This window comes from Paraburkholderia sp. BL23I1N1, from assembly GCF_003610295.1.
Classification (GTDB): Bacteria; Pseudomonadota; Gammaproteobacteria; order Burkholderiales; family Burkholderiaceae; genus Paraburkholderia.
The window spans coordinates 5109019-5133686 of the sequence record NZ_RAPV01000001.1 but is presented as its reverse complement, the minus strand read 5'-3'; the positions used below and the strand labels follow the sequence as shown (position 1 = coordinate 5133686).

The window sequence follows — 24668 nt, the reverse complement described above, 5'->3', positions numbered from 1 at the left end:
ACGTTTGCCTGAATAGGAAAAAAACCCGTAGTCAAGGCATGCGCGGACTCGGCCGCAGGATCGCCGAAACTCAATGTATCAATCACGGGGGTTGTCGCACGCGCGGCCCCCATGAGGCATCCCCATGTCGCAATGGCTGAGATGCCAACGACTGCGAGCTTTCGCAAAATATTCTTCACTAGTCCTGGTCTCATAAGCTCACCAAAAATGTACTGGTTATGTAACCGATCGTTGCTTCGGACAATCTAGCGCGATCGGAAAAATACTGCGATCGTGAAACCGGTTTTACGTACGAGATTGGTCATGTCGTTTCCGTGAAAGGCATGCGTCGTAGTTCTTTGCGCAATGCTGAAATTTAACGGCCACGTCCCGTACAGGATAAGTGTGTATACGGCCGCGCGATTTGGTTTCTGCAGAGAGATTAGGGTAGGGATTTTCTGAAAATTCTGTGGGCGAATGCTGTGCAAACCGGTTTCGCTTTCAGACATCGAACGAATTGCAGTGCACCCGACACGATCACTGATAAAGAGACTTCGAATCGCCACGCCGGTCACGTCTACGGTACCGAGGCAAGTCTTGAGGCTTGGCGAACTGGTAGTAGAAGTCGCGACGTAATTGACCAGGAGCGTCATACGGTTATTGCCCTTATGGTTCAGACTTTGGCTTGCCTGCACAGACATTTTGGCGAGGCGCAAGCGCATATAGCGCGTGCGGAGCCGCTCGGAGAACAGCCGCAGTGCAGTACGGTAACCGCATTGCGGAGCGAGAAGGCGCTGAGCGGCAATGTTGCCGTCCTCGAAAGCTGTCACGTTTCCGTGTTGTGAACGAAATTCGCGGGCACGTCCGGTCCCCACAAGTACAGCGAATCTTCTGGATCAAAGTCGCCAGCGGGCCACTCGTGTCCAGCCGAGACAAAATCGATGTCCGCCGAGTACTCGCAAAACGAACCCCAAGGGTCCTGAACATAGTGGAAGTAATTCGAGCCAAGCACATGCCGCCCGGCCCCCCACCCTTTGGAGAAGCCAGCCGCCGCCATTTGTGCCGCCCCCTGGCCGACGACGTTGACGTTATCGACATCCCACGACGAATGGTGCCAGCCGCGCGCATGGCTTTTGGCGAACGCCACCAGATGATGATCGCAGCCGTGCGGGGCATGAGTGAATGCGATCAGATCCCGCGATTTATCCGACAGACGCAGACCGAGCGCCCGCTCATAGAAATCGACCGCGCGCAGCACGTCCGGCGTGAAGAGCAGAACATGAGAAAGCCGGCGCGGTTTGACAGGTTGTACGGCGGAACGTGTGCAGGCCCCTCGCACATCCGCCATAGCGCCAGTGTTCACGCTGATCGTCTTGCTGCCCGGACTCGTTTTGGGGCCAACCGCGACCTGTATCAGGTTGCCGTCCGGGTCGTGAAACCAGAAGCCAGTGCCTTCGTTACCGTTTGCCGAAGCGACGAATATTGCACCCGCCGCCGCGGCCTGCTTACGCAGCACAGGCAAATCCCGCGCATAGCAATTGAAGCTTAAATAGGCTAACGACTTCCTGTCGGCCGAAAAAATGCGCGCCCAACGATGCCCGTCCGCACTCCGAAGTTCGAGTGCTTGCGTACCCGCCCCCACGGTCGTGACGTCAAGACCGAAGGCATTGAAGAATCGCTCCGCTTCAACGAGCGAGGGCACATTTAGCGCGAAGTGGTCGATCGAATGCACGCCCGCGCGGGAGGCCGCCACGGCAGATCTGGTCATGACAATCTCCTGGAATCGGATTCGCCTGCGCCCGCGCCTGCGATCCATTGATGTGGTCCTTCAGGCCACTTTCTCGTCTGCGATCTCGTTGTACAGCGTGCCGATGCCTTCAACGCTGATTTCGCAGACGTCTCCGTGTTTCATCAGCAGTCTCGGCGTGCGCGCCCAACCGATACCCGACGGTGTACCCGTCACGATCACGTCTCCCGCTTCGAGTGTAATAGCCTCGCTCAGGATGCAAATGAGCGTGGCGACGTCGAACACCATGTCGTCGGTGCTGGCCGACTGGACGACTTCGCCGTTCAGACGCGTCTCGAGCCGCAGCCCCTTCGCGCCGGCAGGCAGTTCGTCTGCCGTGACCAGATCCGGACCGAAGGCGCCTGTTCCGTCGAAGTTCTTGCCCACCGTCCATTGCGGAGACTTGAACTGGTACTCGCGCACCGAGCCATCATTAAAGAGCGTGTAGCCCGCCACGCAGGACAACGCATCGTCCCTGCTGATATACCGGCCGCCCTTGCCGATCACCGCAGCGATCTCGCCCTCGAAGTCGAGCGAATCGGATGCGCTCGGCCGGATCATCGGCTGCCGATGGGCAATGAGACTTGTATGAAGGCGGAAGAAGATCGTCGGGTAGTCAGGTTGCTCGTATTTGCTCTCCCTGGTGTGATCCGCATAGTTCAGGCCGATGCAAATGATCTTGGGTGGACGGGTAAGCGGCGGCAGAAAAGTCACGTCGTCTGCGCTCACGACTTCCGCACTCGCCCGGTCGCGCCCATAGGTAGCGAGGTCGACACCGCGTGCGAGCAGAGACTCGAGCGAATCTTCCCCAATCACACGAATGTCTTTGCCCTCGCGTACTCCAAGCAATGATTTCCCATCCTTAACAAAGGACACATACCGCATAACGATCTCCAGTACATTGAAATGAAAAGGCGTGTGCCTGTCACTGAGCGACAGGCAACGCGTATTGCTCAAGCCACGCGGCAAAGGCGTGGCAAATCTCGTCACTCGCGCGGCGCGCCGCCGCCGAAGTGTCGAAGAATGCGAAGAATGGATGGAACATGTCTTCGAATCGATGCGCCTGTACCGGAACGCCCGCAGCGCGAAGACGTTCCGCGTAGACGAGACCTTCTTCAAGAAGCGGGTCCTGTCCGGCAACGGCGATCAACGCGGGCGGCAAGCCCGTGAAATCCGCAGCGTGCAGGGGTGATGGCGGAAACATTGCGGCCTGCGCCAAGTTAGCCCCCATATAAAGCCGCGAAATATCGCGCAAGTCCGACGGCGACAGCATCGGGAAGTCGCTCCGTTTCGCTTCGATCAGGGAGATGTCGCGGGCCAGATCGACACCCGGCACCACGAGCAGTTGTGCCGCGAGGCGGACTCCCCGGTCGCGCAGCGTCAGGGCCGTGGAAGCAGCCAGGTTGCCGCCGGCGCTCTCCCCCGCCACCGCAACACGCGACGCGTCGCCCCCCAAGGCCGCGACGTTACGGATAGCCCATAACGTGGCCGTCAACGCGTCATCGTGCGCAGCAGGAAATGGATGTTCCGGGGCCAGCCGGTACTCGACAGATACGACCACCGCGTTCATGTCCCGACATAGCTTGCGTGCAACGTCGTCCATCAGTTCGACGCTGCCGAGCACGAATCCGCCACCGTGGAAGAACACCATCGTCGCCAACCCGGGCCGCGCATCTTGCGGCCGATAGATGCGCACCGGTACGTGGGCGCCGCCAAACTCCGCGAGTGCATCTTCGAGCGCACCGACGACGGGCAACTGGAAACGTTCGCGCGACGCCATGATGGCGCGCCGCATTCGCTCGCGGGCCTGCTCAGGCGTGCCGGAAAATGGTGGCGGCGCATTGGCGGCACGCATCGCGGACACAACAGCGGCCAGTTCAGGATCGAGCGGCAGAGGCATGTCGACGTCCCTCATTGCAAGCCGAGAATGTATTGCTGGGAGGCAAACGCGCGTTGCCGCAGTGCATCGAGGTCGGCATCCAGCATGTGGCCATGCCGCTTCACAGGCCGCCCTGCGACAAAAACCGTGTCCACGTTGCCCGGGTGGGCAGCCAGCACAACAGCGCCCACCGCGTCGGAGACCGGTGTGAGATTGAGGTCGTCGCCGCGAATCATGATGATGTCGGCCTGTTTGCCCGGCGTGAGCGAACCGACCTTGTGATCGAGACCGTTCGCGCGCGCCCCCGCGACCGTGGCGAATTCGAGCACGTCACGCATCGAAAGCGTGGCCGGCGCGTTCGCCACGCTCGAATGGTTGCCGCCCATCCACGAACGGTAATAGGCGAACGCATGCCGCATCTGCGTGAACATATCGCCTGAGCATTTGGTTTCGGTGTCGCCGCTCAGACTGGGCCGGATGCCAACCGCCAGCAGTCGATCGAGCGGAATGTCGCCGATGCCTTGCGCGTTCAGTTCGCAGTGCACACCGAGCGATGCGCTGACCCCCGCGTCGGCCATCATCGCGATCTCGTCCGCACCGCAAAAGCAGCAATGCACGAACGTCAGGTCGTCGCTCAGTACGCCGGCGTCATGCATCTGTGCAATGGCCCGCACGGACGCATTGCGTGCATAGGCGCCCATGTGGATGGACGAACGGATGTCGAGTTCGCGGGCGAGTTGCAGATCGGCAAACCAGACGTCGCGCTGCGCCATTTCAGGGCCGCGCGCCGCCATCGCCAGCGTGAGAAGTTGATCGTCGGACGAGAAGAACCGTTCGCGCAAACGACGAATGTCATCGGGGTGGCCGCGCTGGCTGTCGAACATCCACGACGCGCCGTCCACCAGCGGCCAACCGTGCGCAAACACACCGCGAATGTTTGCATCCCGCAAGCCCAGAACAGCGGCGTCCGCATGGTCCGGCGTGTTCTGCACGTGCGACCAGTCGAGCATCGTGGTGATACCGCCATCCAGCGCGGAAACGGCGCCGAGCATCGTCCCGATGTAGACATCCTCCGGCCGGAACGCGGCGCCTTTCGCGCCCAGCATTTCGGCGAAGTAAATCTGCGGATCGATATCCGCATAGCGATGGCGCACGCAGGTTTGCCACGTGTGCCGATGCGTGTCGACAAATCCAGGCAGCACGATCATGCCGCGCGCGTCGACGTGCTCTGCATCAGGGGCGTCGATATGGGACTCGACGGCAATGATGTCGGTCCCCTCGACGAGGATGTCACCTTTACGCAGGTCGCCGATTGCCGGGTCCATGCTCAGGATCCAGCCACCCGTCAGCAAAGTTCGTTGTTCGTTCATGATGTCACCGTTTCAGCCATTTGCCGATTTGCGCTGCGGCTTCGTGAGCACACCTCACCTCGGTGCTGGCCCACGCTACGTATCCATCCGGACGCACCAGCAGCGCCTTCACGCCGTCCATCGAGGCGGGAATGTGCGCGGCGCGCGCCTGCACCACGGTGACCGGCAGGCCGGACACATCGAGTGCTTTGAACTGACGGCTGAATCCCTCGAGATCCAGCAGCACGAAGTGCCGGCTGCGCAGGGTCTCCGTCACCGCGACGGAACGTCCGTCAAGCAACACGAGATCGAAGTCGGGACAACGCAGGCCCGTTAGCGGATGGCTATCCGTGTCGCGCGGATACGGCGCTTCCAGACCGCACAGCTCCAGCACCAGTTTGCGTTGCACATCCGGCAACGGAACAATGTGCTCCTGCATGCGGCGCTTGAGGGCCACCGCCTCCGGTTCGAAATTGAACTGCAACGCACACTGCGCCTTCACGCTGTCGAGCAGCGCATGCATGACGGGAATACGTTCCGTGTCGTACGTGTCGAGCGTGGCCGCATCAGCCACGCCGTTGATGACGTTGGCGAGTTTCCAGCCGAGATTGAAAGCGTCCTGCAGGCAGAAATTCATGCCTACGCCGCTTGCCGGGTAGTGGATACGCGCGGATTCACCAACCAGGAAGGTGCGCCCCTGCCGCAAGCTCGGCACCGCACGCATCTGATCGTCGAATCGCGATGCCCAGCGATATTTCTCGATGCCGTAATCCGTACCGTGCACATCGCGAATGCACTGCAACGCTTCTTCGAGCGTGACGGGTTCGTCTTTCGGCGCATGACGGCGGTCACGGTGCACGATATTGAATCGGGTAATGCCCTCGCCGAACGTGTAGCCGCGTACCCAGCCCATTTCGTTGTCGACATTGATCCGTCCACCAGGCCACGGCGCCTTCAGTTCAGCATCGAGCACAATGCCGCGAAACGTGCCGGAACGCCCCTCGAACGGCAGGCCGACTTTCGACCGGACCGTACTGCGGCCGCCATCGGCGCCGATCAGGTACTGCGCGCGCAGCGTCGAGATGACACCGGAGGCATCGGCCACATCGACCTCGACACCATCAGCCTGCTGGCGGACGTCCCGCGCTTCAGCGCCGCGCTGCACATGCACACCGCACTCCACCGCCCAGTCCCACAGGACTTCCTCGGTCAGGTTCTGCGGCAGCCCCAATGTGAAACCAAAACGCGTTTCCAGATACTTCCATTCGATCGGATGGAAACCTGCCCAGATGTGGGATGGACGGAACGGGTAGTCGGCGATCTTGCGCGTTTTCTCGATGAATCTGTCCGCAATGCCACGCGCGTCGAACAACTCCAGCACGCGTGGCAGGATCGTGCCGGCGCGTGACTGGACACCTTCCGTGCGCCGCTCGAGCACCAGCGTTTTAACGCCTGTTCCCGCCAGTTCCGCCGCGACAGTAAGGCCCGACGGACCGCCGCCGACCACTATGACATCCCACTGCATCGTATTTCTCCGTCTACTTTATGGATTCGGATCCTGCACCGCGATCCTGTAACGCCGGGTCCGACCGGGCCCGTGTGGCGGCGACGCCAGACGCGCCCATCGGCCGTCCTCTACTTAAAAAAGATGCGTCATCCCAACTTCCATCTCCAGTTGTCGTGACGTTGACGCTGGCGCCTGATTCCGAAGCACCGCCAGTTGCCCGCTACCTGCTATTTGCAACACGCTGAGCAGGTAGAGGCTCGTGCGCTTCGAAAGCGCGTAGTCGAGGTGCGCGTGAAGCTGATTCCATTTGTAGGTATCCAGCTTCGTGTATGAATAGCCGCCACCGATGCGCATTTGCGTCGTGATGTACTTGTAGGCGCCCACATCGATGGTCTGCGCCGTTTCCGATTGGCCGGCGGCCGTCAGCCGCGTATAGCTGTAGTTACCCATCACACGCACGGTGTCGCCGGCGTAGGCCACGCCGAGTGTGGTCGTGTTCTGGTTCTGGCTAACGGTCCGCGAAGGACTGGCGCCGAAATTGATGCCGTACAACTCGCTCACACCTAACCGCGTGTATGGCGCATACGGCACACCGTCTACGGATTCCCACACCAGCACCGACTGGAACGGGCCGCTTGTGAAGCTGGCCTCCGCGCCAACCGTACGACCCGTGTTGGTCGCCGACCCCTGCTCGCCGAACCCATACTGGGCGCCAAACTGAAGCGCGCCGCCGAAGACAGGCGACTTGTACTTGATCAGGTTGTTGAGCGAATTACCGACGGTCCGGTCCAGGTTACCAGGATGAGTCGCCAGGAAAGAGGTGAAGCGTTCAGACGTGAAGGGAACAAGATCAGCAAGAAGGTCGTACATGGACCCCAGCGTGAGCGTCCCCACTCTGCTGGATTTCAGACCAAGGTAGCTTTCGAAAGGCGAGCTCGTGCCATTGTTAATAAAAGCATACTGACTGAGCCGAAAGAACGCGGATGTATCCGTGTCCAGTTCTTCTCTGCCCGATATTGCCCAGAACGGCACCGCATGGGAACCGGTCATCTGATACAGACTGCTGCCCTTCCCCGCGTTATTGCTGTACGAAATGCCGGTTCCGAGCAGCCCCGAAAGGGTTACGCTCGATTGGGCATAAGCACTGCCTGAAATAGCCATATAAATCGTTATACTAATTAATAATTTTGTTTTCATTTCCATGTCTCCTGACCTCCTCCACAAACCCTGTTCAGATACGACCGCTATAACTGCGATTCGCAGCACGAACAGGGATCACACCGATCGCTATATCCGGTCGCGATCGTCGGCAAGCCTTTCGGCCTACGGTTCTATTTTCATCGCACGTCGCCAATGTGAACGCCTAGCGCGACGGGACCCACTACGCCGCCCTGTCGAAGAAACGTGCGGTAGAGAACGATAGCGGCCCAAAGCGCGACCGCGCCCGCAGCGGCGAATACCGAAGCCATCGCACGGGGCAATGCATCGGGGCTTCCTCCAAAACCATGCTGGCTGACCAATGCAATCAACGTGGGAGAGCCACCTTGTCCGATCAGCCCGTTGAGAACGAGGACGATCGCCATGACAGCGCCCACTATCGACGCAGGCGCCACTTTCGTCACGACTGTCGACGTGACTGCCATGAACGTCCACGAGAACAGCACCACCATGGCGTCGACGGCCCAGAATGCGCTCACCGATCCGATCAGACACATCGCGACGGTCAGCGCCGTCACGGCAATCGTCACGAGCACACCGACCAGTGCAACGCCCGCGAGGCTCCTGCCTCCCTTCCGATCCATCGCCATGCCGGCGAACCACAGACCGAGCGGCCCCATCGTCAGCAGCAGGCCACCCTGCATCAGGCCGATTTCCCGCAGACCAAGATGGAAGCGGCGCGCGGTCATGGTCGGCATCCAGCTCCCAAGGCCGAAAGTAATCATCGCGTGGGAGACGGCGAACAAGGTCAGCGGCAGAAATATCGCCCGATTCGCGACAAGATAGCGGCCGACGCCCGCCAGACTCCGACTCGCATCCGCGGATGCTTCTTCTTGCCGGCCCGGCTCCTTCGCAAGAAAAATGAGCAGACTCATGGGCAGCCCGACGATGCCGATCAGGAACAACGTAACCTGCCACGGCGAAACCATGCCGATGAAGGGAATCGAGCGGATACCGGCGGACTGGATTGCACCCAGCAACGGGCCACCCAGTACGAGCGACAACCCGGTTCCGAGCATCAGCGACATTGTGTACACGGACAATGCACGCGCCCGGCGTTGTTCGTCGACCCCGTCGCGAATCAACGAGTAGGACGAAGGTGGAATCAACGCTTCCGCGCCGCCCACGACGATTCGCGCCACCAGGAGCGCCACGAACGCCGACGCGACTGCGTTGGAAGCCACGGCAAGCGACCAGATCGCCACGCCCACGGCAATCACAACGCGCCGGTTGAACCGGTCCGCCAGCCAGCCGGCGGGCAGCCCAACCACAATATTGGCAACCGCAAATGCCGCGCCGATCAGAAGACTGATCTGGACGTCGCTCGCCCCGAAGTCCCGTTGAATCGGCCCTACCATCAGCACGAGAATGTTCTTGTCGATCTGGGCCAGCATGCTCACCACAGTCAGGCAGGCAACCAGCCCCCACTGCCGCAGGATTGACTGGCGATTACGGCGGTCCTCCATATTCTCTGTCTCCGAAGGTTTTGTGCGCGCCACAGAGGGCCGCTATTTGCAGCAAGTATAGATTTCGCGAGACATTTACAAAATTTATTGTTTAAATGCAGAGCATCTATCCTGTAAATGTCATACGACGATGCGTTTTAACAAACTCGATCTCAACCAACTGGTCGTGCTCGACGCGATCCTGTCCACCCGCAGCGTTGGCCGCGCGGCCGAACGGCTGTTTCTCAGCCAGCCCGCCACGAGCTGCTCCCTCGCCCGCCTGCGCGAGTACTTCGAAGATGAGCTGCTGGTGCCGGTGGGCAAGACACAGGTCCTGACACCGCTAGCCACGGAACTCGTCAAACCTGTCAGAGACGTTCTGCTGCAAATTCAGACCATCACACGCGCCAGACCGACGTTCGATCCGGCCACCTCGACGCGGCGCTTCACGATAGAGTCGTCCGACTACGTGATCAGCGTGTTTCTTTCCGAAGTCGTAAGAAGAGCGGCCAGGCTTGCGCCATTGATGCAGTTCGACCTGAGGGCGCTCAGCCCACAGTCGCCGGAGCATCTGGAAGGCGGTGAGGTGGAGCTGCTCATTGCGCCCGAGTTCAACACGGTTGCTGGGCACCCTGCCGAGAAATTGTTTGAAGACACGTTTACGTGCCTGGTGTGCGCAGACCACCCGGTCAAAGGTAATACGATTACCACCGATCAGTATTTTGAATCGGCGCATGTCGGTGTCGAATGGGGCGGCGGCAGGCGCGTGACCCTGGACGCGCAGATGATCTCCACCGGCAAACAGGTTCGCCGCCAGGATGTCATTTCGCCGACTTTCACCCTGGTCCCGGAACTGCTCCTCGGTACGTCGAGAATCGCCACGCTGCCCACGCGGCTAGCCCTTCAGATGGCACAGCGGTTTCCACTGCGGGTCCTGCAATGTCCGATCAAAATCCCGAAGTTCGTGGAGAAGGTGCAGTGGCACAAATATCAGGAACGAGATCCAGCGATCTCCTGGTTACGCACCCTGCTGAGGGAAACCGCACTTGGTCTGGCGTATTAGGGCCGCACCATTTCAATGGCGATGACTGCATTGGTGCCATTGAATTTAATGGCCGAGACACAGGGTCGACCGATCAAACCGCTCACACAACGGATTCACCTGCGCAACGACCGCAATCGCGCCGGCACCTAGAACGGACCAGCAACTCGCAAGCTCCGGCCGCTTCGCCTAAGCCACGCCTTCACCAATCTTCGGCTCCTCGAACTCCCATCCAATCTGTGCCTGTCACAACGCTCACGGCTCAAATGGCGACGGAGGAACTCGGTGGTCCGCACCGGCGACGCGGGATCGGCTTACGCCTGCATCAGCTCGTCCTGGTCAGCAAACCGCGTAGCGGCCACGAACAATGGGCCATTGCGAATGCGTACGCCTACGCAAGCATATGCGCCAAGATTGAGCACATGCTCCAGTGAGAATATCGGCTCTTTTGAAAACGGAGTGGGTAACGGGACTCATCGGGCATGCTCGTTAAAGCGCGATAAGTCGAGTTTCCCGGCGATGAGGAACAGGACAGTCCGCATGGTTTCGAAGCGAGCGTACCCGCGTGCTTTGCGTTTGGCGGCCTGAAACAGGCCGTTGATGGCTTCGATGAAGCCGTTGGAGTGGCGCGTCTGAGTCCAGGCAACAATGCCCTCGAAGTGTCGGCGAATCAGTCGCGCGGCGTCCTTCATCGGTTCGACCTTACGAAACTCAATCCAGTCCATCTGCATCTGATGTCCCGGCTCCGTGTCGAATCTGACCACCGGGTCGGGGCGTGCAGCGGATCGAAGCTTCTGCAGATACTCCTGCACCCGGCGTAAGCCGCCCGTGTAGCCGCGCTGCTCAATCTCCCGCTTGAGCACCGTCGCCGGAATCCAGTCCGGCTTCGCTGCTTCGACGCGGCCCTGCAGATAGGCCTTGAAGGGTGCAAGCTTGCCGACGACTGGTTGACGGGCCTTACGCTGCGGCGGACCCGATTCCAGATACTTCCTGACTGTGTTGACTGCCATGCCGGTCTCGACAGCAATGTCCCGGAGGCTGTTTCCCTGGCGACGCAGAATCTCGATTTCCATGTACTCCTCGTAGCTGATCACGGGCCGCCCAAAAGGAGCAACCCTACAACGAGGCGTATCAATTCCTAACTGCGTTGCTGTATCAATTTACAACTGCGCGCGACACTGCCGCCCGAACTCACTGCCGCCTTGCAATGCCAACCCGGTAGAGCCGTCAAATCCCTCTTCCAGAACGAAGATGGTCTTCAGCCGTCCCCCCAAGATCCTCAGATCCTTTCATGCCCCATCGGGACCCGGACAGCCAGCCACTCGAAGATTGATAGACGTGTCCTCCGGCAGCATTGGTCACAGCGATCAGGCCTTGATCAGATACGCCATACAGGTGCACGAAGCACCACAGCAGGCTAGCAATGGAAATTCTGTTCACTCTCTTCATGTTGTCTACTTATTTCGTTATCCTATTTTGTATGAACGATCATCGCGATCTAACTTTGTTCCCTGCTCCTCTGAATGACAGTTGCGCGCATTACTCCCGGACCGGTATCGTTTGACCTCCCAAAGGTAGCGAGGTGCGCACGCTTGTTCCAACAATGACGGTGTACACTTCTCGTGACGGGCGTTCAATCTTGATTTTCGAATCAATCAATCGGTCGCATGCCTATGACAGACCCATCTCACGACCTTATCGACGCGAAGGACGCAATGGCCGCCCTCGGCGTGAAGGCACAAACGCTTTATGCCTATGTAAGTCGCGGACTGATCCGCACCGTCAACCCGGATAAACGAAAAGCCAGTCTTTACTACCGAGAAGACATCGAGGCGTTACAGATGCGAGGTCGATCCAGGCGGGCACTCGACTATGCCTCGCAGCGCGCACTCCGGACTGGTGGCGGTGCAGTCATGCAGTCCGCGATTACGGATCTCACCCCCGAAGGCCCCCGGTATCGGGGGCAATCCGCGGCCCAGCTCGCCCGCTCCGGGCGGTCCTTTGAACAGTGCGTAGAGCTCTTGTGGAGCGGCCTCCTCCCGCAGATACCACCGCAGTGGGCGCCGCCTCAAGTCGATCCACGCTTTCTCGAGTTCGCGCGTCTTCTGTGTCCTATCGCCGCTATCAATAACCCCCGCAGGTTGTTTTCCCTTCTTGTCGAGGCACGGGCCGCATCGCTCGGCTATGACCCGGAGATGGCCGCCGGCGCACCAACGCTGGCTGCACGCAGTGTCGTGCAGACCATGGTCGGCACCACTGGGATGCTAAGAGACAGACCAGCCTACTGCGCGATGAAGACCGGCGAGTCGATCGCCCAGTGGGTAGTGCGAGCCCTGGGTGGTGCTAAAGGGGAAGAGGCGACGCGTGCGGTCGACGCAGCGCTCGTGCTCTGTGCAGACCACGAACTGGCGCCGTCGACTTTCGTTGCTCGCATTGCGGCGTCCGCCGGTGCTGACATCCATTCATGCGTTAGCGCAGCGCTGGGCTCGTTCGAAGGCATCCAGACAGGCATGGGATGCGATATCGCCGAAGACCTTCTGCGACGGGCGACGTCGCCGAAAGAGTACCTGGCGCGTATGAGACGCGCGGCAAAGAACAAGGAACCGATGGCCGGATTTAATCATGCGGTTTACCCATCGGGAGATCCGCGAGGCGAGTTCTTGCTGCAACTATGTGAGGAGGTTCGTAAAGCTGATCCGGAGGCGGTTCGCGCGTTACGCTGTGTACGGGCCGCGCAAGATGAACTGGGTGCGACACCTAGCCTGGGGATTGGCCTATCTGTCCTGTCGATCACACTCGGCCATCCCCCTCGCTCGCCCGGTGCAATCATGGCCTTGGCCCGAAGCGCGGGCTGGATCGCACACGCCTACGAGCAGCGAATGGCGGGATTCCTCGTTCGGCCGCACGCAAAATACGTCGGGCTCTAAGCGCGAGGCTTCACGTTTCGGCGCCTCGCCAATCGAATCCGACTGCGCACGGCCTACAACACTGAGTTCACGAACGCGGCCATGTGCATACCGAGAAGATCGTGCACCGGCAGGTTGACATTGAACACACACGAGAAGTGGTTATGTCCGGACAAGAAGGCGTATCGCACGGGGAAATCCGCCGAAGCGCAATGCATTCGGATAGCTACGCTTTCCCCCTGCTCCTGAAACAGCGTCGGTTCAAATTGGTTAATGGTAACCAGCAACGGGATGCTCAGTGCGGCGAGCCGGTGCGACGACGACATCTCGGCGTATTCCGCTTTGTCCGTGCCGAAATATGCGGTCGGAACACGCCCCACTCTGGACAGCGCTTCGACATCGTATAGACCGGAGCACAACACTGCCGCGGCAACCTTCTCTCTTGCCGGCCCGAGCCGATCAAGCCGCGCGAGACACGTCGCCACATGAGATGCGCCCGCAGAATGGCCGACCACGATTAGCCGATCCAGTTTCCCGCCACAGGGCAGCGCGTTTCCAGCCAGCCAGTCAATGAGGCTCCCGACGTCGTCACCGCCTGCTGGCCATTTGTGTTCCGGAGCTAGTCGGTAGTTCATCGTGACGCCGATGAAGTCATTCCGTACAGCCCACCATCCGACATTGTCGTAAATCCGCTCTGGGACAATCTCTTTGTCGCCCCTGACAAAGCCCCCACCATGCACGAAGATGATGATCGGTCGAGCTTGGCCATCCGGTTCGGCAGGCGAAAAAATGTTACAAACGTGCCGTTGGTCAGGACCGTACCGCGCGTTACGCGTAACCCGACCTGGACCGGATCGATGAAATGGCCTGTAGAGTTCCAGGGTCTCAGCCATGACTTCAGGATTCACGTCGGCGCCCACGCTCCGAAGGTCGCGAATCAGCGAAGCCGTGTAGAGATTGTCGTTCAGTAGTTCCATATCTTGAACACCCGCAAGAACAGTGGCCTGGCGCGGCGCTGAAACGGAGCGCCCATCGCCAGGTTTGAAGTCGAACCGCTAAACGATCTTTAGTCAGGGCATTACACGCCCGCCGCTAACCTGGATCGTCTGACCGGTGATGTAACGGGCGCCAGGACTCGCCATAAACAGACATACCGCTGCTACGTCTTCGGGCGTGCACAGGCGCTTGAGTGGTGTTATTTCGGTCAACGCCTCCGTATCAAGCCAGCTCGTGTCCCCGTCTTCGCCGCCATGGCCGGTCCCTCCCGCAAGGAACGGCGTCAGCATGCCGCTCGGCGCAACACAGTTGGCTCGAATGGCCGGAGCGTTTTCAAGGGCGAGACCCTTGATCATGTTTGCGACCCCGGCTTTGGCCGCTCCATACGGACCGAAACCCTCTGGGGGCAAAGTTCCGTGCAACGACCCGATTGCCGTGATACTGGCATTTCGGCCTTTCTTCAAGAGCGGCAAAGCGTTCGTACAGATGAGTGCCATTTGCAGCAGGTTCAATGACAGGAAGCGACTCCAGTCCGCCCCGGAAAACGTCTCGAAGCGCCGCGGCGGCGAGACACCAACCCCGACGGTGTTGACGAGAGCGTCAATGCCTTCCCAACGCTCGCCGAGCCGCCCATAGGCTCCTTTCACCTGATCCTCGTCAGTCACGTCTACCTCGAACTTGAGCACTGCCGGTGGCAGGTCGTGGCGCTTGAGCGAGGCCGGCAAGTCGAACACTGCCACCTCAAGACCGTTCATCAGCGCCGCATTCACCAGAGCTTGCCCAATTCCGCCGCAGCCGCCTATTACAAGCATGCGCGCACCAGACGGTGGCGCAAGGCGGGTAAAGTCGATTGGGGTTGAGGCTTCTTGCATCGTCATAGATAAACTCCAATTGAACTGATTCTTTTGTGATTCACTGGCATTTCTCCGGCGCGCCTAGACCCCTGCCGTAATCCGGCTCTTAGGTGCGTAGCTCCAAACATGAGGCGCCGTTCCATTGCTGATCAATTCGAGATCGGCAAGCCAACGTTTACGGACCGAGATGATCCCCACATCGGCCCGGCCGAGGTGCTCCTTCGCGCGATCAGGCGCGACGCCCTGTCCTTCGAGAGCGACGTGATCTTCGAGAATGATGTCGTAGTACGGATCATGTTCACCCATTTGAGCCTTCGCCTCCTCCAGGGTGAGCGCGCCTCGGAGCACCTCTTCCGCCAGATCATCGACAGGCGGCACCGGTAGCGACCGCACATGGCGGCGTCTTTCGAGATACTGCTGCCTTGCATCACCCTCCACATGAACGTGCGTCAGCGCAAAGGAATAGTGGCTACCGTCATCAATCGGCACGCGCCACACCCAGTAGTCGATCCATTCTCCTTCGACCTGTTCTTCGCCGAATGGTGTCTTGACGCGCAGGATATTCGGGGCGAGCCATTCGGAAATCCGGATTTCGCCGTTATGCCTGTCTTCGAATAACACTACGCCCTCAGGGATCTCTTCCACGCTCAGATCCGGAATATCGAGGATCTTGTGGAACACCTGCTTATGTGTGTAGGAAACATGTATCGCATCGAGCGCATTGTCGACACCGGAAAAAAAGTTGCAGCGGCGCGTGTAGACGTAGGTCTCAACCAGTGCGTTTGCGTCCAGTTCAGTAAATGTCGGGAAGGGAGGCGGCTCCCCGTCGCCGAGAAAGGCAAAAACGAGGCCGTGAAAGACTCGCACTGGCCAGCTGCGCAATTTCACCTTGCTGCAGAACAGCCGGTTACCCTCTCCCGGCTGCTCGACACATTGGCCGGTCTCGTCGTAACGCCATCCATGATATCGGCACCGGATAGTCTCGCCCTCAACCCAACCCGCTGACAGTTGCGTTCCGCGATGCGCGCAACGCTGGGCGATCAGGTAGGCGCTGCCGCTTTCTCCACGGTAGATCGTATAGTCGTCACCCATGATCCGCAGCGGCTTTGCCTGCCCCGCCTTGAGGTCTTCCAGCAAGGAAACGGGTTGCCAGAACATCCGCATGTACCGCCCTCCGAGGGTGTCTCTGCCCGTCGAAATAAGGTTATCCAAGTTCATGATTTGTCTCCATTTTTCCACGGGTAAGCCCGTTGGCCATTGTTTTCGCATACTCGCGGGCCACATACGCATCGATCACCACGACGTGTCCTGCTCGCACGCCACTGGCTCCTGCGTCCAGTGCCGACCACAACTCGTCGACCGACTTTACGGGGCCGATACCCTGCGCCCCGAGCGACCTCGCCAGCATGGTTATGTCGGCGCCCTCAATACGCTGCCCGATTCCCTTGTTCTCCACCGGTCGATCACGCTGTAGCGCTACACGCTCCTGGTGCACTTCGTCATTGAAGAACGACCGGTTGTTGGCCACCACAATCAGCAGCGGTACTGCGTAGTTCACCGCCGTCCACAGCGCTGTTGCCCCCATCAGATAGTCGCCATCTCCGAGCACCGCTACGGGTAGTCTGTCACTTCCCTTCAGCGCAAGCGCCGCTCCGACCGCCATGCCAGGCCCAGAGCCAACGCCACCTCCGCCGTCATAACCGAGATAGTCAAGAGGATGCCCGATCGGATGAGCTCCCCCGGGCCACCCCAAATTCGTACGGATCAGACAGGTCGGCGCCTCCCGTTGCAAAAAGACGCTGGTTGCAGAAGAGAAGTCGGCTAAAGACATGCCGTCAATTCCCGGGGCCCCAGATCGCCGCAGGCCCCTCGAATCATTCTGGCGAGATTGCGGTGCCAGCAAAGGCGCGCTCGTTGAGCGCAGTTCGTCAAGCAGTTGTCCGGCGAACTCGTCCGGGTCGCACAATAGATACGTATCCGCCGGCGCAACCGCCTGCTGCTCGCCGCCCACGCCGTTGTGCAGGGTCTCATCCAGTGAAACATGCATCAGATGCGCCGGGCATTCGCCGTCACCGAATGCCTCGCGAAGCGTTCCGGCGAGATCGATCCAGTCGAGACTCAGTATCAGATCAGCGGCACGCAAGGCCGCGATGCCATCACTGTCCAGAAAATAACCGGGTTGCGCAGCATGCAACGGGTGCCACGTCGGAAACGCGGCTGCCAGCTTGAAATCCGTCAGCACTTTGGCGCCGGCATGTTCAGCAAGCCGTACGCGTCGCGCCCAGTCTCCCTCGTCGCGCGAGCCCCGGCCTACGAGAACGAGGGGATTCGCGGCAGTGCGCAGTTTCTCCGCGGCGGCCTTGACGTCGTGCGGCCTTGCCGCCGGCCGGTTCGGTACGCGATAGCGAGCAAGCCGTGGCAGCGGTGGCGCAGACTGAACCTCGGCCTCCTGGAGCTCGCTATCGAAGCAAACATAGGTCGGCCCTCGCGGCCCGGTACAGGCAATCCGGTGCGCGCGCATCATGGCGTCCCGGGCGGCCTCCAGCGACGTCGGCTCGCCGTCCCACTTAACGAAAGCCCGAATCATCGCGGCCTGGTCCTTGGTCGTATGCAGCCAGTCGATCCACGGACGCCGCTTCGCCGCATCGACCGGGCCGGTGGCGCCGAACACCATGACCGGGACACGATCGCAGTATGCGTCGAAGATCCCCATTGACGCGTGCATCAAGCCGACGTTGGCATGCACGAAGGCGCCCATTGGCCGCTCGGTGACCTTCGCATATCCATGCGAGATCGCGATTGCATGCTCTTCGTGCAAAACAGTGAGTATTTTCGGACCATCGTCGCCGAGATAATTGACGAGACTATCGTGAATACCCCGGTAGCTCGACCCGGGATTGAGCGCGATGAACTCGAGACCAATGTGCTTCATCAGTCCTGCGATGTAATCGCTGCCCCACGTACGGGTCGTTTGACTGTTCATTAGCATCGTCATTAACTATCACCGAAAAGTAATATTGACGTTCTTGACCTGCGTGAAAGCCAGCAACTCCTCCTTGCATTCCTCACGGCCCATTCCGGAATGCTTGTAGCCGCCGAACGGCGCGCCGATGAAATGAGTCGAAGAATTGTTGATCCAGACATACCCCGCTTCCACCCGGGCCGCCGCCGCGTGCGCCACCTGAAGGCGGTTAGTCCAGATCGATGCAGTGAGCCCGTATTCCACGCTGTTGACCGCCGCGAACAGTTCCTCTTCGTCGGACCACCGCAAGACCGAGAGCACAGGGCCGAAAACCTCTTCCCGGGCAATTCTCATCGCTGGCAAGACGTCCGCGAGGATCGTTGGTTCGAGGTAAAACCCTTTCGCAAGTTGCGGATCGCGCGGGCGGCCTCCGCCGAACACTACGCGCGCGCCCTCCTGCACCGCCCCGGCGATATACATCATGGCCTTGTCGAGTTGCTGACCCGAGATGACTGCGCCCATCGTCGTGCGCAGATCCGTCGGCAGTCCCGGATAGTGCGCTGCCCCTGTCAGCTCGACGATGCGATCAAGCACCACGTCATGGATAGACTCGTGAAGGAAGAGTCGGCTGGTCGATCCGCAGGACTGGCCGCACCACGTAAAGTTCATCCCCCGAACGGCGCTCGCCGCTGCCGCTTCGAAGTCCGCGTCGGGGTAAACGATCATCGCATTCTTGCCGCCCAGTTCGAGCAATACCGGTTTCAGTCCTTCGGCAGCAGTACGCATGACGGACTTGCCCGCCGCGACGCTTCCGATCAACGCGATCGCGGCAACGTCGCTGTGCGCTGCCAGGTATGCACCGGTATCGCGATCTCCCGTCACGCAATTGAGCACACCGGTAGGGAAGACATCTTCGAGCAACTCGAACAGCCGAAGCGTCGACAAAGGCGCCTGCTCGGGCGGCTTCACGATGACGGTGTTGCCTGCGGCGAGCGGCGCGGCAATCTTGCCTGCGGCGAACATGAACGGATGATTGAATGGCGTGATTCTCGCCACCACACCGAGCGGCTCGCGCAACGTGTAATCGAGCGAGCCGTTCTCGGTAGGGATCGTTTCGCCTTTCAGTTCGAGCACGAGGCCGGCGAAATACTCCAGTTGCGTGGCGGCGACGTGAGCGTCGTCCATCATCTGGCGCACCGGATTGCCGCAGTCCGCTGCGTCGATAAGCGCCAGCTCTCTGGCGTTGGCCCGAATGATCTCTGCAACGCGACGCAGCTTCGCCGCGCGCTCGAGCGGAGGCGTAGCACGCCAGGCCGGGAACGCGCGAAGCGCCGATGCGACAGCGCGGTCGATGTCCCGTTCACTCGCCACAGACCACGTGCCCAGATCCTCCCCGCTTCCCGGGCTGTAGCTGCGCTCGCTTCTCCCCGACCCTGCCTGCCACGCCCCGTCGTAATAGAGGCCCCGTTGCTGGGGTAGATTCGTGGCCACCAGGGCGGACAGATCATGTTCGATCGGCGCGGTAGACATATTGAATTCCTTTGACGACATAGTTTGACCGTGTAAGTTATCGACTCATCTTCCGCTCCCCAAAGGGAGTCAAGGATGGAATGAAGATAAGCCGCTGGTCGTCAGGATTCAATCTTGATTCGGAAATCAACTAATTAGCGGTTTTTCCCTAGAGGGTGCGTCGGCACCGTTTTTTCCGGCGGCCCAGGGAACGGTGCGCTCATCAGCGGTGACCGTTGAGAAAGTCGAACCAGTCGTGCACGTATGCGCAACCGTGATCGGGAATGCCCGAATCCGCGACCGCTTCCGGTCGAAGAGTGTCCTCGTTGGCTGATGGAAGGCTAACGCAGGCGATCGCCAGGCCGGTCACGACCGCAGACAAACCGACAAGTCCAGGCTGCGGTCCGCCAGACCGAACTGACCGAACCGAACGCACTAACATACGCTGCCCGTTCAGTCATTGATAAACCTATTCTGGAAACTCGCCGGTCCGCTCGTCTGCCGATACAGCTTCACGCGTGCGCAACGCTCTCTTTGAACGGATCTCTCACCTGCCGCACCCCGGCGAGTCCAAGATCGCTGACGTAACGTCGCACGTCGTCACGACTGACGCACGGTACGCGCCGCGGCAGGTCGATCAGAGCCGATAACTGAGCAAAACGCTGCTCGAATGCAAATGTATCGAAGCGGTTCCGCATTGCGGTGTCGAGTGGCGTCCGCAAACCGGTCCACTGACACCAGCCGGTGCATCGCTGAACGGCGCCAGCGAGCACGCTTCCAACTCTCGCCGAGCACTGGCCAATTCCTCGGCCAACAGGTTTTCATCGGGCAAGACGGTCTGATATTCGGCGGCCAGTACCTTATTGGATAATCCTTCCAACGCGTAACGCGCCACCGCCGCGTTGGTGCGGACACACAGGATCAAGCCCACCGATGAATTCTCACCGGGCAGCATCCAGTGCTCACTAGGCCGTGTTCACATTTACGAGTGGTCCAAACGAGCATGCAAGGGACGCGAACACGAGATAGCTGTCGGCGAGCTTGTCATACCGAGTGGAGACACGGCGAAAATGCTTGATACGGTTGAAGAAACGCTCGACGAGGTTGCGTGTGCGGTACAACGCTCGACTGTAGCGGCGCTTTGCCTTGCGATTCGAGCGCGGCGGGATGACGGCCTTCGCCCGCGCGGCTCGAATGTGATTCACGAAGGCATCCGAATCGTAGCCCTTGTCTGCGACGACTGCCCCGGTGCGCAGATGCTCCACCAGTTCTGTGGCACAGGAGATATCGGCAACCTGTCCTTCAGTGATGATCAGTCGCAACGCACGACCTGTCGAGTCCACGGCCAGATGCAGCTTGGTACTCAATCCGCCACGGGAACGCCCCAGCGCTTGTGGCCCACTTTTTTTAAGGCCCCGGCCGAATGCTGGTGCGCGCGCACGATCGTTGAATCGATCAGGACGTGCTCGATTTCCGGCTGGTCTGCCAGTGCATTCACAACCCGCTGCCATACGCCCTTGCTTCGCCAGCGCGAGAAACGGATATATACCGTATGCCATCGGCCGAACTCCGCGGGAAGATCGCGCCATGGACTGCCGGTGCGGGCAATCCACAGCACCGCTTCGAGAAACCAGCGATTGTTCGATGCCGTCCGACCCCGGTCGCTTTCCTTGCCCGGCAAGATGTCTCGGACCTTGTTCCATACTTCATCGCTCAGTAACGTTCGTGCCATCCCGCCTCGTCGTGCAAAAGACAAGATGTAAACACAAATCTTTAAATGTAAACAGCCCCTAGCATATTTGCAGTACATGTGCATTTCCCGACATTGGCGTGATTAGTTCCGTGAGCGTCAGGTCGATGATGACCAGGTAGCGAAGACGCCGGTGGAAGAACAGCAGATCGACGCGGGACCAGCTCTCGCCGATGCGAAGGCGACGCTACGCCCAACGAAAGCGAAGTCGCCACCGAGGTCCAGCAAAAAGTCCACCAACCTGTGGATCAGCGCGTCCTCGAGGTGTGATTCGGAATACTCGTCTTTAAGATTGAGGAATTCGAGAACGTAGGGGGGCCTGATCGCCTCGTCTTGGGTAACCAGATCATTGGCTTGCGGGCGGCTGCCTTTTTCCAGCATCGCGCTCTTGTTCTTGGAAAGCAGGGCACGGGTGTAGAACTGAGTGGCTATTTAGCGATCGAGCCGACGTACGCACCAGCCTCCGCGTAGGGTCTCGCCTTCGTAGAACTCGCGCTCTTCCACCGAACGGGTGCGACTTACCAAAAGAACGTAGTGCGACCATGAGAACATGTTGCGACCATGACATTGGGAACGCCGTAGCCAAAACTACTCAAGGCTTAACGTCCGAGCCGGCGTCTCGGGTTTTTTCAGACACGACCGTGGGTGGCAACTTCCGAGACAGCGTCTCGGAAATCCGGCCTGGCGGGTAGCGTTGCGTGCGCACCATCTCCTGACGTGTACCGGTGGCGATTTCGTAGAACGACCCCAAGTCTGTGCGCAGCGCCAAGTCGTGACAGTTGACCGACCGATGCCTTACCCTAAAGTTCGAGCATCACATGGTTCGCAAATACTTATTGATCACGCAGGGCTCTTGAACGTCGGTCTTTGTATCCGACATATCTCCGCGTTGCGGCCTCACCGGCGCCGCTCTCTGGCGGTGTGCAGAAGCCTCACGTGCCGCCGGGCGACCGGCGATGACGAACGGTGCATCGCCGACGATCAGGAGGTCAGCGATCCTGATCGCGGCAGGTTGATCAGGCGGCGTCGCTGCGACGCCGATGTGAAAGGGCTGCTCACCCTGGAAGCGGTCGTGACACAAAGCGAAACTGCGGGACCCAGAGGGTCGAATAGCAACACCGGCGTCTGGCCATCCACCCACCGTCTCGATGCCGAGGACCGACCGAAGGCGAAGGCGATGCGCGTACCGACCGATCGGAGCACTGACGCGCTGCCGCGACCCGATGGCACTCGTGGTTGGGAGGCCAGCGGCCGGCGCGCTGTCATCGCGTCGATCCCTGAAGACAGGCACCCGTTGAGGCGCGTCGTAAAGTGGGCTAACCTCATGAATCCCGGCGACCAGATCTTCCGACTTCGACCCATGCAACTCGATATTTTTGACGACAGCCGTGATGTGATGCTGCGCAATGATGTCCTGTCGGCATTGCAGCGCCACGATGCACTCGCCGCCCGCCCAGCGCTGCAGATCCTCAAACGCGAATATCCTGACGACGAAGCCTTGGTGGCACTCGACACGCTCGTGACTGCCCTCGAAGAACGTTGCGGCACATCGTTCGCGAATCACGACACTGCACTCGGCGAACGGGAAACAGTACTGGCCCGTCTCCGGCCAGCGGCGATCCGCGTGATGGGCGAGCGGACTGCCCTTATGTGGCTCGCGCCGTTCTGGGACGAGCTCGCACAGCGCGCCGCCAGTCTGTCATTCCGTGCAGCCCAACCCAACGCCCATGCCGCCCCGCTCTATCTTCAAGCGGGCAACTGGAAAGCGGCTGAATCTGCCGTCACGCGCATCGAATCCTGGCGACGTATTCCGGCGCCGCTGATGTGGATGGCCGAATGCCGGTACCGGCTCGATGGTCTTGAGGCCGCGTTGCCGCTCCTTGCCGAACTCGCATGGCTTTCTCCCAGCCGGTTCGATGACCTGCTTCGGCAGCTCGAAGACAATTCGCTGAACGCGCTGCGCCGGGCATTCGATGCTTCGTTTGAAGGAACGGGCGATATCACAGATCTCGCCTGGTTTCCGGCCTGGGCGCTGATCCAGAAAACCGGACTGGCACCGCTGCTGAAGCAGACAGACCCCTCACGTGACACCGGGCCTGAGCGCGCAGCAAGACTGGTGCTGCGACTGCTCATGCTCGAGCGCGAAGGCCGTCACCACGAACTGATGGACAGCCGCCGCGATCTGCGTGACCTTCACGAGGCACTCTACCGGCAGTACATGAAGACGCGCTGAACGTTGATGAACGCCGACAAACGGAATATCACACTTGAACTCACACCGATGGACCTTCGCTGCCCGTTTTCGGCGTAACGCCTTCGGCTGGAAATCCGCACTGCCCATCCAGCGCCTGAAGGAAGCGCTCGCCGAGATCCGGCAAATGGCACGCTCCGATGCGGTTCTTGCCGCCGAAGGCGCCGTGCTCCTGCTCGAAAGACTTTCTCCGGCACTGGAGCAGGTCGATAGTTCGTCAGGCGCGATAGGCACCGCGGTCAGCCGGACCATCGACGCACTCGTTCCCATAATTGCCCGTGCACAAGTTGATGCGGTGACCAGACAGGCATGGCTGGAACGGCTCTTCGAAGCGCTGCAGGAAGATCAGATGCCGTACATCGAACGCGTTGCCGACACATGGGGCGAACTTTGCGCGACGCCCGGGATTGCATCCGTCTGGGCGGACAGGCTGCTGCCCATCACCGCACATGTGATTGGCCCCGATGGACAAGGTGGATTTTTTGTCGGGACGACCGCATGCATGAGTGCCCTGCATGCGGCATTGCGCTTCGAAGAACTGCTCGCACTCGTGGACTCGGCGCGTATGAGGTCGTGGGGATACCGGCAATGGGGCGTCAAGGCACTGGTCGCGCTCGGCCGGCCCGCAGACGCGCTGCGTTACGCGGAGCAATCGCGCGATACATACACGCCGGAAAGTGCGATCGCCCTCGCCTGCGAGACAATCCTGCTCACTTCCGGCATGAAGGATGAGGCCTATCGCCGGTATGCAATCGCGGCCAACCGCGGAGGAACGTACCTCGCGACTTTTCGTGCGATCACGAAGAAATATCCGGAACGCTCGTCGGCGGCAATCCTGCAGGATCTCGTCGCAAGCGAACCCGGTGCGGAAGGCAAATGGTTTGCCGCCGCGAAGGATGCGGGACTCTTCGATCTCGCAGCCGCGCTCATCCAGACCAGCCCGGCCGATCCGCGCACGCTGATAAGGGCTGCACAGGAGTTCGCGCAGCGGCAACCGGCGTTCGCCATGACCTGCGGCATGGCCGCACTCCACTGGATCGACGCCGGCGCCGGTTACGAGATCACGGTCACAGATGTGCTCGATGCCCATGCGGCACTCACCGATGCTGCGTTAGTGAACGGCATTTCCCGCGACGCGCTCAACACGCGACTCCGGGAACGGTTCGGGCAACACACCGGTTCCGCGTTCGTCGCCAGGGTGTTGGCACCGTATGTCCGGTAACGGCGCCGCGGTG

19 protein-coding genes and 3 pseudogenes are annotated in these 24668 nt (G+C 60.1%); 4 read left to right on the top strand and 18 right to left on the bottom strand.

All coding sequences use genetic code 11. From position 1 onward, the window contains the following. Positions 1 to 245: 245 nt before the first annotated feature. The 8 genes from B0G76_RS24035 to B0G76_RS24000 form a co-directional block, all read right to left on the bottom strand. On the bottom strand, positions 246 to 809 hold the full coding sequence (locus B0G76_RS24035) for a hypothetical protein (protein WP_120294745.1): 564 nt from the start codon (positions 807 to 809) through the stop codon (positions 246 to 248). Beyond that, on the bottom strand, positions 806 to 1747 hold the full coding sequence (locus B0G76_RS24030; protein WP_120294744.1) for a VOC family protein: 942 nt from the start codon (positions 1745 to 1747) through the stop codon (positions 806 to 808). The genes B0G76_RS24035 and B0G76_RS24030 overlap by 4 nt, the downstream gene beginning before the upstream one ends. A 60-nt stretch (positions 1748 to 1807) precedes the next feature. Then, positions 1808 to 2650, bottom strand: coding sequence for a fumarylacetoacetate hydrolase family protein (locus tag B0G76_RS24025; protein WP_120294743.1), 843 nt, complete (start codon positions 2648 to 2650; stop codon positions 1808 to 1810). Positions 2651 to 2690: 40 nt separating this feature from the next. Next, positions 2691 to 3665 (bottom strand): alpha/beta hydrolase, encoded by a 975-nt coding sequence (locus tag B0G76_RS24020; RefSeq protein ID WP_259460698.1) that lies wholly within the window; start codon positions 3663 to 3665, stop codon positions 2691 to 2693. Between the two features lie 11 nt (positions 3666 to 3676). Beyond that, positions 3677 to 5014, bottom strand: a complete 1338-nt coding sequence (locus B0G76_RS24015) for an amidohydrolase family protein (RefSeq protein ID WP_120294741.1) — start codon at positions 5012 to 5014, stop codon at positions 3677 to 3679. Positions 5015 to 5018: 4 nt separating this feature from the next. Beyond that, a complete protein-coding gene (locus tag B0G76_RS24010) occupies positions 5019 to 6518 on the bottom strand; it encodes an FAD-dependent monooxygenase (RefSeq protein WP_120294740.1) in 1500 nt (499 codons plus the stop codon). A 114-nt stretch (positions 6519 to 6632) separates the two neighbouring features. Next, a complete protein-coding gene (locus B0G76_RS24005) occupies positions 6633 to 7703 on the bottom strand; it encodes a porin (protein WP_259460697.1) in 1071 nt (356 codons plus the stop codon). A gap of 134 nt (positions 7704 to 7837) precedes the next feature. Next, positions 7838 to 9184: an MFS transporter gene (locus B0G76_RS24000; RefSeq protein ID WP_259460696.1), complete on the bottom strand. Its 1347-nt coding sequence runs from the start codon at positions 9182 to 9184 to the stop codon at positions 7838 to 7840. Positions 9185 to 9314: 130 nt separating this feature from the next. On the opposite strand from B0G76_RS24000, the gene B0G76_RS23995 reads away from it, so the two are divergent. Further along, positions 9315 to 10226 carry a LysR family transcriptional regulator gene (locus B0G76_RS23995; RefSeq protein ID WP_120294737.1) on the top strand — a complete coding sequence of 304 codons (912 nt, stop codon included), beginning with the start codon at positions 9315 to 9317 and terminating at the stop codon, positions 10224 to 10226. Between the two features lie 452 nt (positions 10227 to 10678). Here B0G76_RS23995 and B0G76_RS44000 read toward each other — a convergent pair whose 3' ends face one another. Further along, the gene (locus B0G76_RS44000) at positions 10679 to 11215 is read right to left on the bottom strand and encodes a transposase (protein ID WP_259460866.1); all 537 of its coding nucleotides are present in this window, start codon (positions 11213 to 11215) and stop codon (positions 10679 to 10681) included. 168 nt (positions 11216 to 11383) lie between these two features. Then, positions 11384 to 11528, bottom strand: a pseudogene (locus B0G76_RS44890) (porin); the annotation flags it as partial. A 392-nt stretch (positions 11529 to 11920) separates the two neighbouring features. On the opposite strand from B0G76_RS44890, the gene B0G76_RS23980 reads away from it, so the two are divergent. After that, positions 11921 to 13132: a citrate/2-methylcitrate synthase gene (locus tag B0G76_RS23980; protein WP_120296740.1), complete on the top strand. Its 1212-nt coding sequence runs from the start codon at positions 11921 to 11923 to the stop codon at positions 13130 to 13132. A 53-nt stretch (positions 13133 to 13185) separates the two neighbouring features. Here B0G76_RS23980 and B0G76_RS23975 read toward each other — a convergent pair whose 3' ends face one another. The 8 genes and pseudogenes from B0G76_RS23975 to B0G76_RS23940 form a co-directional block, all read right to left on the bottom strand. Further along, on the bottom strand, positions 13186 to 14088 hold the full coding sequence (locus tag B0G76_RS23975) for an alpha/beta hydrolase (RefSeq protein ID WP_120294736.1): 903 nt from the start codon (positions 14086 to 14088) through the stop codon (positions 13186 to 13188). Positions 14089 to 14181: 93 nt separating this feature from the next. After that, a complete protein-coding gene (locus B0G76_RS23970; protein WP_259460865.1) occupies positions 14182 to 14919 on the bottom strand; it encodes an SDR family NAD(P)-dependent oxidoreductase in 738 nt (245 codons plus the stop codon). Between the two features lie 123 nt (positions 14920 to 15042). Continuing rightward, positions 15043 to 16179: a Rieske 2Fe-2S domain-containing protein gene (locus B0G76_RS23965; RefSeq protein ID WP_183082125.1), complete on the bottom strand. Its 1137-nt coding sequence runs from the start codon at positions 16177 to 16179 to the stop codon at positions 15043 to 15045. Further along, on the bottom strand, positions 16166 to 17944 hold the full coding sequence (locus B0G76_RS23960) for a thiamine pyrophosphate-binding protein (protein WP_259460695.1): 1779 nt from the start codon (positions 17942 to 17944) through the stop codon (positions 16166 to 16168). Before B0G76_RS23960 ends, B0G76_RS23965 begins: the two co-directional genes overlap by 14 nt. 18 nt (positions 17945 to 17962) lie before the next feature. After that, complete coding sequence (locus B0G76_RS23955; protein WP_120294733.1) at positions 17963 to 19453, bottom strand: aldehyde dehydrogenase family protein; 1491 nt, start codon at positions 19451 to 19453, stop codon at positions 17963 to 17965. Between the two features lie 616 nt (positions 19454 to 20069). After that, positions 20070 to 20387 (bottom strand): PDDEXK nuclease domain-containing protein, encoded by a 318-nt coding sequence (locus B0G76_RS44600; RefSeq protein WP_120294732.1) that lies wholly within the window; start codon positions 20385 to 20387, stop codon positions 20070 to 20072. A gap of 10 nt (positions 20388 to 20397) precedes the next feature. After that, positions 20398 to 21164: pseudogene (locus tag B0G76_RS23945) on the bottom strand (IS5 family transposase). Positions 21165 to 21221: 57 nt separating this feature from the next. Continuing rightward, positions 21222 to 21725: pseudogene (locus B0G76_RS23940) on the bottom strand (PDDEXK nuclease domain-containing protein); the annotation flags it as partial. Positions 21726 to 22035: 310 nt separating this feature from the next. Here B0G76_RS23940 and B0G76_RS43985 point away from each other — a divergent pair. Continuing rightward, positions 22036 to 23415, top strand: coding sequence for a hypothetical protein (locus tag B0G76_RS43985; RefSeq protein WP_259460694.1), 1380 nt, complete (start codon positions 22036 to 22038; stop codon positions 23413 to 23415). A gap of 34 nt (positions 23416 to 23449) precedes the next feature. Then, complete coding sequence (locus B0G76_RS23930) at positions 23450 to 24655, top strand: hypothetical protein (RefSeq protein WP_120294730.1); 1206 nt, start codon at positions 23450 to 23452, stop codon at positions 24653 to 24655. The last annotated feature ends 13 nt before the right edge of the window (positions 24656 to 24668 follow it).